Source organism: Faecalibacterium sp., from assembly GCF_052358865.1.
Lineage (GTDB): Bacteria > Bacillota > Clostridia > Oscillospirales > Ruminococcaceae > Faecalibacterium > Faecalibacterium butyricigenerans.
Genome location: NZ_DAWCVJ010000141.1, coordinates 1 through 2,584 on the forward strand (window position 1 = coordinate 1; position 2,584 = coordinate 2,584).

3 protein-coding genes are annotated in these 2,584 nt (G+C 52.5%); 2 read left to right on the forward strand and 1 reads right to left on the reverse strand.

The window, feature by feature from the left end:
- On the reverse strand, nt 1–229 hold a 229-nt coding region (locus ACT8X9_RS13265; protein WP_444269310.1), incomplete at its 3' end, for an RNA polymerase sigma factor.
- Nucleotides 230–315: 86 nt separating this feature from the next.
- Between ACT8X9_RS13265 and ACT8X9_RS13270 the strand changes: the two genes are divergently transcribed.
- Nucleotides 316–633, forward strand: coding sequence for a DUF3847 domain-containing protein (locus ACT8X9_RS13270; RefSeq protein WP_316541617.1), 318 nt, complete (start codon nt 316–318; stop codon nt 631–633).
- A gap of 268 nt (nt 634–901) precedes the next feature.
- The gene (gene mobQ, locus ACT8X9_RS13275) at nt 902–2,479 is read left to right on the forward strand and encodes a MobQ family relaxase (RefSeq protein ID WP_444269311.1); all 1,578 of its coding nucleotides are present in this window, start codon (nt 902–904) and stop codon (nt 2,477–2,479) included.
- The last annotated feature ends 105 nt before the right edge of the window (nt 2,480–2,584 follow it).

Here is a 2,584-nt window from a genome sequence, read left to right on the forward strand (position 1 = left end):
CGAGATAAGCAGCGAGTTCGTGACAGTTTTCTCGATGAATTTTAGAAAAATTTTTTGCAACGTACAAAAATACCTCTTGTAGCACATCCTCTGCCAGATACGAATCATCCATGATTTTGTAAGCGGTATGGTAAACCAGCCGTTTGTATGTATTGTACACCTCGGTAAAATCTTCTTCAAAGTTTCGATCATCAAGCACACTTAGATATAACGCAAGCAACGCAGTCACCTCTATTCACATTGATTGTGTGTAGTGTACCACGAACCAATAAAAATGTCGAATACAACCAACTTTTGAAAAGGAGCGTGATGCCATTGACCCAACCGAAAACCGATCTCGCCTATCTCCGCAGCGAGAAAGCCAAAGCAGAACAGCAGCTGCGCTACTACCAGCACCGGGAGAAAATTCTGGAACACCAGATACCGGAGCTGACCCGCAAGGCCCGTGTGCATCGGCTGTGTACCCGTGCCGGAATGCTGGAAAGTTTTCTGATTGCGCCGGAAGAACTCACCAACGATCAGGTGATGGAGCTGCTGAAAATTGCGTTCCGTCAGCCGGAAGTTGCGCTGGCTCTTGCAAAGATGATTCACGACCTGCACGAAAGCCGCAGCGTTCCGCACCCTTTAGAATAAAGGGCGCAATTATACACCGTTCCGGTGAAATTGCGGTCTTGCAGACGGCTCGATGAAATCGAAGCTGGCGTTTGTGCGCCAGCCCGATTCCATCCCAAGGAAAACTGCATTTTCCTTGCGCTGCTTTGCAGCTATCCTTTTGCGGCTCCCGCCTAAGACCGAAGCGCATGGCACTCCGGTCCAAGGCGGCGAGCACAACCGAATACGATTCCAGACCGTTCACAAGAGCAATCTTGCTGGGCGGTCTTTTTGTTTGGGGGTGATGCCTATTCCGTGTCCGCATTTCAAAATTACCATCGTCAAGCGCAGCCAAGGGAAGTCCGCTGTTGCCGGGGCCGCTTACCAAAGCGGCGAACGGCTGTTCAGCGAGTACGACCAGAGAACAAAATTCTACAACAAGAAGAAAGAGCTTGTCCACGCCGAGATCATGCTGCCATCCTATGCGCCGCCCGGATATGCAGACCGGGCGACCCTCTGGAACGCCGTAGAAGCTGTGGAGAACCAGTGGAACTCCCAGCTTGCCCGGCGCATCGTGCTGGCGTTCCCGGTGGAGGTGCCGAAGGAGCAGTATTTGTCCATGATAAAAGAGTTTTGTCAGGAGCAGTTTGTTTCCAAAGGGATGATTGCCGACTTTGCCATCCACGACAAGGGAGATGGAAACCCACACGCTCACATTCTGCTGACGCTCCGGGCAATAGATGAACACGGCAAGTGGCTCCCGAAAGCCAGAAAGGTGTACGACCTTGACGAGAACGGTGAGCGCATCCGGCTCGCTTCCGGCAACTGGAAGTGCCACAAGGAAAACACGGTGGACTGGAACGACCAGAAGTATGCCGAGGTCTGGCGGCATGGCTGGGAGACCATTACCAACCGCTATTTGGAAGCGGCTGGCCGCCCGGAACGTGTTGACCTGCGCTCCTTTGAGCGACAGGGCATCCAGCAGATACCGACCGTGCATCTCGGTCCCGCCGCACACCAGATGGAAAAGCGTGGAGTGGAAACTTTTCTCGGCAACCTGAACCGGGATATTCGCGCCGCCAATAGCCTGATGCAGTCCATCCGCAGTGCGATTCGTGGGCTGCAACGCTGGATCGCAGACCTGAATGAAAAGAAGCAGATTCTTTTGGATGCACTGGAACAAGCCAAGGAGCCAATGCTGTCCGACCTGCTGGTGGATTACTTCAACCTCCGCAACGAGCAGCGCAGCGATTGGTCTGGCAAGGCAAAACTGAAATGCACTGCCCGGGACTTTGAGGAAGTCAAACGGGCTGTGGACTATCTGAAAGCCCATTCCCTGAACACCATTGAGGATTTGAACCAAGCCATTGACAGCTTAAACCAGACCGCTGCTCCTCTCCGCGGGCAGTTGAAGCAGAACGAAAACCGTATGCGGACAATCGCCCAGATCAGGGACGCTGCTGCCGTCCATGCCAAGCTGAAGCCCATCCACGACACCTTTATCAAGAAGAACTTCAAGTTGACCAAGGACGCTTATGCCGCCCAGCACAAAGAGGAGCTGGACACCTTTAATAAAGCTGTCCGCACTCTGATGAAACTGAACGGCAGCACAGCGGTAGATTTTTCGGCATTGGATGCCGAATTTTCTGCGCTGCAATCCGGCAGCGCAGAACTGCGTACCAAACTGGAAACCTTGCAGCCGGATGTCTCTGCCCTGAAAAATATCCGCAAGTATATCGACATGGTGCTGAATAAGCAGCAGCTTTCCACACCGGGCGGCAAGCCCCCGGAGAAGGAATCGGTGCTGAAACAGCTGGAGCAGCTTCAGCAGAAAAAGTCCAACTACAAAACGATTTCTACCACCCCAAACCGCGAAGAATCGCTCTAAACGATCTTTCTGTCACCGATATGCCGTTGCAATCAGTGGCAGAAGTACATAATTCATTTGTTTTTTGCTGGCTTTTGGCTATTCTCGCTGGCTAGTGAGTAGAGG